Raw genomic sequence first — 5,281 nt, 5'->3', positions numbered from 1 at the left:
TAAAGGTATGGCGCGACAATACGTCTCCCTGCTCATTGACCACCTGGCACCCCTCATTCCGGGGCGTGCCTATACAGACCAAGGGCCGTTTTGGGCAGATCACCTCGATCCATATGTTGCGCAGCATTTTTTTGGGTGAGCTAGATGAGAATCCAGAAGTACGCAGAATCCATGAGAAAGTGAGAGCGCGGTGCCAGGTTGTTACAGAAGAAGATACTGATGAAGTGGCGAGCGTATGGCAGTCACGAGAAGCGTGGGAGGTGTGGTCAGCTGTAGCAATTTATGCGCGCCGAGCAGATGGGCAGCCAGACATGACGGGAGAATATCTCCTCGCCCAGTCTATGGTCGCCTATAGAAAGCTGGAGCGTGCCGTCGTTTCTACTCGCCCTATATTTTCACCTGCCAGGGCTTCTGCAAACCGATATCACGCAGGCATGGGCGGAGAGGCAATTAGATAATTGCCAGCTGCAGTGCGATCGACGGATGCATAGCCGTAATCGGTAATTGCGTTGCAGTTCTGTCTTTAATACAAGCGCTAAGTACGACCGGTGAGGCGTGGGTAAATCAGCCTGCTCGGCTTGAGTATTTATGCGTTAAATCAGCAGCGATACCCCGCGCGCTGCTCGCACAATAGGGCGCGCGGTAGAGACAGTGGTTACACCCTGCACCGATCCGCATGTGCAGCATCACTAAATGTCCCCTAACTGGAATTATCTAATGCGCAAAGGCATACCCCCCCGAATCTCGCTCCGCGTAGCTCTCATACACATGCTCAAATACTGCTGAGCACTTCAGGTTGTAGAGTTCTGGCGTATAGTCGTTCTCAATCTGGTGCAGCGTGTTGAGTGTGCTCTGTGTTTGCTGGGGCTGAAAGTGGATTGTCCTGATTGAGGACGTTCAGTTCCTGTCACCCTGTGCGATTGCTTGCTCGAGTTTGCGAGGCTTAGACGCCATCGTGTTGTGTGGCGCATTGTCCGCTAAGTTCAGGAGGCAGGTAAGTTCTTCGGCACGTATGCTTTCTATTGCGATGAGCCGTCAAGTCCCTGCTGAGTCTGAATCTACAAAGAGTGCTGCGTAGGCCAGGTATGCAGATGTCGATATTCATCTGTCATTCTCACCAATGATCTCCCCGCTCCCCATCCTCTTGGCTTAGTACTAAATGACCGGGCAATGGCTGAGCCGTTTTATGCCTACCTATGCGGTAGTGAGCGGTGGTTTCTTTGACCGCCCAATTCTCATTTCTCGCCGTTGTGTGTTCGGGCATGAGGTAGTTGGCGTATACCCAGCGTAACCGGGAGCCTTCTGGATCAAATCGCCACAGTTCGAAACTATTGCGCGCATGGCGCTGTTGATCCACTGAGTTGTTACCGAGCGCCTCGTAGCCCACGTGCACAACGCCAGGGCAATCAGTAGGCAATTGCCTAGTGGCTTTTGCAATAAGACCCCGAAAGTGGCGCGCCTTGCTCTCCGCTGCCTCAGGCGATCCACTACGCCAGCTGACCACGCTGGCTTGGTTTACCCAATATGCATGGAGTGGACGCTGCAGAGATGGCTCCCACAGCGCCTTAACGCTGTGGTCGAAATCCTGCCGATACCGCCCTGCGAGCAACTCAACCATTCTGCTTGAGCCATAGAACACATCATCGTGCTGCAACACCTGCTGCAGGAGATCAAGTCGAGCGTCCTGAATGAAACCGATAGCGATCTCGTCTTCCCAAGCACGCAAACTCGGATCGGATAAACAATCGCGTAACCTGTTTACTAGGTATTCCATGGGGACGTATTTTAGCTCGACTAGAAACATCACCTCACAGAGGACTGAAAACCCAAGCTGTTCTGATAATTCGTGTACAGGCTGCGCCAAGGCCAAGGCGCATTGATACTCCTGCTGCTCATATTCGTTTCGGTTTACGCGCTTGCATTCCGCCGCCCACCGTCGCCGGCCATTGGTGACCAGCAAATCCTGAGTTTTCGCGATGCCCGGCTGTTCGGGAACAAATGTGACTGTTTTCCACCCCCGGCTTTTGTAGGTGCCGGCGACAAGAACCTCATAGAGCCCTGCATCCGGCTGGTTTTTACCTTTAGTCATTAAGGTCTCAAGGCGGTCTTCAATGCCAACAACATGAGATAGCTGCGGGAGCATTTGACCCAGCCGAGCGAACACAGGGCTAATCCTGAAAGCATCGGGCTCGAAGTAGTCATGACGTCGACCAGGGGAAGCATACGCAGCAGCCTGGAATAGGTACCAGAACATTGCATCTTCCGGATCAAAAAGGGGCTCAGGATTGCCATGCGCCCAAGCTCTTTTACCCGATTCGAATCTTTCCCTAACTGCATTCATACGCTGCGACCAAACAGATTCCGTCACCATGCTCCGAAACCAGTCAATTACGCGTAGCGCAGAATCATCTGTCCAATCATGCCCATCGCGTTGAGCAATCCACATCGGATGACTCATTTTGCTCCCTATAAGAATCGCCCCAGATCGGTACTAGCTGATACCGAGAAACGCCTTACCACTCACAAGCTGCCGATGCTAGGGTAAACGATGGCGTATAGGTGGAGGTTGTCAATGAAGATCAAAGGCTTGGTCCAGACTGAGTCGGTTAGCGATGTTCTGTGCGATGTTTGTGGCGACAGCACGCGTGTTGAGGGGTATGGATTGCAATTTGGAGCTCTTCGCGCTAGTTGGGGTTTTGGCTCGGCCCATGATGGCGAGCGCTATGAGGTCCATCTATGTGAGCCCTGCTTTTTCAGGACGATTTCGGGGCTTAGACGAGAGCGTATGGTAACTTCATGTTCAGCGACGAGAACGAAGAAATCAATGATTTCGGACGCGTGGCCCGTGATGATCTTTTCAATGACGGCGGCGATACGACCTTATGAGTTCGGCTGGCTCAGAGTCAGCGTCCGGATTAGAACAGTTGCGCCGATCTCCTGTAGCACTGCGCGCTAAGCCTTTGGAAAAGCGGCTTTCAGAAACGCTGGCAGGACCTCGGACGCTTTGCCGATCAACATCAGCTCGTTGGGATTGTCTAGGGAGACATCCACAAGATTCACATGGATCACCGTAGCTCCCGCCGCGAGTGCTATTTCCGGTATGTCCGCTGCAGGCGTAACGATGCCGGAGGTACCTACAGAGACCAATACCTGACACGTTTTCACCATATGCATGGCCGCTTTCCAGGGAGCCCTGGGTAAATCCTCTTTGAACCAGACGACGGCGGGCCGCAGTTTCCCATTGCAGTGTCTGCAACGAGGGGGCTCTACCTCCTGTCGATCACCATGCACCACTAGCTGCTCTTCACTCAGCTCGGAAGGCCGATGGCAGGCGAAGCATTTCGGCTGCGCAAGGCTGCCATGTAGATGAACCACATCCACTGACCCAGCGCGCTCGTGAAGATCATCAATGTTCTGAGTTATTACGGATACGTTCCTGCCTGTGGCTGCAAGTCGCGACGGCACTTGATGAGCTGCATTCGGTTGGGCTTGTCTAGTCTGATGCCTTCTCCACAGATACCATCCCCATACAAGTGCAGGGTTGGCACGGAATGCCTCCGCTGTCTCCAATCGCTGTGGGTCGTACCTTGCCCAAAGCCCGGTAAGCTTGTCACGGAAGGTGGGAATACCGCTTTCGGCGGAAATGCCTGCGCCGGTAAAGAACACCACGCTGCGGGCGGACTGCAAAGCGATGGTTGCTCGCCGCATGTCGCTCATAAGTGATCTGCCTGATGATGCTTTCTAGCCGATAATAGTTAGAGCCGGTGTTAAAAATCGATGGTTGAGCTAAAAACCGGCCCAAGGCATCCTGCAGCTGCAACAGAGCTTTCTTCGATCCGGCCAGCCTGGCGCATGTCAATGCTGCTTGGGAAGTGTCGAAGTAGGAATTTGGCATCTTTTCGAATGTTGTCGGGTAGCGCGGAGTCTCTCGACAACTCGACTAGAAATTCCCGCGTCTGAACCACGGCCCGGGTTCGCTCGTTTGGCATGGTCATAACGAAGTCCTCGGTGGTGAATGCTCGTGGGCTTTGGCGAACCCCCAAAATCAATTTATACCTTACTCGCCGCGCAAGCCGACCCATGAACGAAGCAAGGACCGGGCGGTTAGAAGACAACCGGGGTGGCCATACAGAAGCATCGGTTGTAAAGGAGTCTCTCATTACAGGTCACTTGTTAGGCCCAGCGGACGTGGCAAGCTACATCAGTTCCCGGCCAAACGTCTTGCGGCATCCGGCTGGCTGTTTAAGTTAAGCCCACTCGTTAAACCTCTTAACGCAATGCGGCAGGCTAATAGCGAGCTGATGCGTGATGGGTTCTACCCCATCTGCCTTGGCGCCTGAAGTCATCGGTTTGGGCACATAGGCTGTGATGTTCGCGTCGTAACAGGCCAAGATTTCTTCACCTTTGAAGTAGCCACGATCAGCTACTACCGATAACGTTTCTGAGCCGATGGCGTCGCGAGCCTGCATGGCCATCGAGCTGAGTTGGTCGCGGTCGGACCGACGTTGGTGACCTCGTGAGCAACGATCAAATGGTGCTGGGTAACCGAGCAGCGTCTGGAGTTCGTTCCTGGCATGACCTGCATTAAGATACTGACTTTATGATTTCACTAACCAGGTATCCGGATGCGTAGTTTTCAAGGGGCTGTACTGTTCGTGGATATGCTTGGTTTCAGCGCTCTCACGAGAGGGAAGCTAAGCCTCGCAGAGCAAGAGTACAAACCCTGGAAGGTTCCGGCAGATGGCGACTATCCACACCAGTTGTTAGCTGCGCAGATTCTTTTGGCTTTCCGAAAAGCACTCATGCGGACTCAGCGACACTTTTCAGCTGTGAAGCTGGCCCAACTATCAGACTGTGCATTCATCTGGTCGAGGGATGCAACGTCCTTAGTCCAAGCCGGACGATTTTTTATGCACGACGCTGTTAAGTCGGGGCTGCTATGTAGAGCGGGGCTGGCCTATGGAGATATTCACGAACCCAATAAGATCGACCACTCCATTGGTGCCTTTATCGTTGGTGATGCCGTGACGCGCGCTGCGTCTTACGAAACTATGGGTAAAGGTATGCGGGTCTTCACGGACGAGGATACGGCCCATGCAATTCTGCAGCAGCGACGATACGAATCATTCCGTGAGCTGAAAAATCCATTGACGGGCGATATCGTGGACGAGTGGCAGTGGTACTCACCTGAACATACTCTTGCGGCCAGCGACGATAAATCTCGGCTTTCAGGCGCCATTGAAGACCTCGTTTCGTGCCATACCATGCTCCGGTTCTCGCC

Annotated in this window: 5 protein-coding genes and 2 pseudogenes; 3 read left to right on the top strand and 4 right to left on the bottom strand. The window is 53.4% G+C overall.

The window, feature by feature from the left end; translation table 11 throughout:
• The coding region (locus NA647_RS19465; protein WP_256059149.1) for a hypothetical protein at window positions 1–458 on the top strand (458 nt) is incomplete at its 5' end.
• Window positions 459–1,114: 656 nt separating this feature from the next.
• Here the strand turns inward: NA647_RS19465 and NA647_RS19460 are convergent.
• The gene (locus NA647_RS19460) at window positions 1,115–2,458 is read right to left on the bottom strand and encodes a hypothetical protein (RefSeq protein ID WP_256059148.1); all 1,344 of its coding nucleotides are present in this window, start codon (window positions 2,456–2,458) and stop codon (window positions 1,115–1,117) included.
• 114 nt (window positions 2,459–2,572) lie between these two features.
• Between NA647_RS19460 and NA647_RS19455 the strand changes: the two are divergent.
• Window positions 2,573–2,886 (top strand): annotated as a pseudogene (locus NA647_RS19455) (hypothetical protein).
• 66 nt (window positions 2,887–2,952) lie between these two features.
• Here the strand turns inward: NA647_RS19455 and NA647_RS19450 are convergent.
• From NA647_RS19450 to NA647_RS19445, 3 genes and pseudogenes are all read right to left on the bottom strand, one after another.
• Window positions 2,953–3,717 (bottom strand): SIR2 family NAD-dependent protein deacylase, encoded by a 765-nt coding sequence (locus NA647_RS19450; protein WP_256059147.1) that lies wholly within the window; start codon window positions 3,715–3,717, stop codon window positions 2,953–2,955.
• 50 nt (window positions 3,718–3,767) lie between these two features.
• Complete coding sequence (locus NA647_RS19675) at window positions 3,768–3,989, bottom strand: BPSL0761 family protein (RefSeq protein WP_336604969.1); 222 nt, start codon at window positions 3,987–3,989, stop codon at window positions 3,768–3,770.
• Window positions 3,990–4,319: 330 nt separating this feature from the next.
• Window positions 4,320–4,546: pseudogene (locus NA647_RS19445) on the bottom strand (IS5/IS1182 family transposase); the annotation flags it as partial.
• Between the two features lie 79 nt (window positions 4,547–4,625).
• On the opposite strand from NA647_RS19445, the gene NA647_RS19440 reads away from it, so the two are divergent.
• Window positions 4,626–5,281, top strand: a 656-nt coding sequence (locus tag NA647_RS19440) for a hypothetical protein (protein WP_256059146.1), incomplete at its 3' end; no start/stop codon positions are given.

The organism is Stutzerimonas stutzeri, from assembly GCF_024448985.1.
Lineage (GTDB): Bacteria > Pseudomonadota > Gammaproteobacteria > Pseudomonadales > Pseudomonadaceae > Stutzerimonas > Stutzerimonas stutzeri_AP.
Note: the sequence above shows the minus strand (reverse complement) of the source record. Positions and strands in the feature narration are given on the sequence as shown.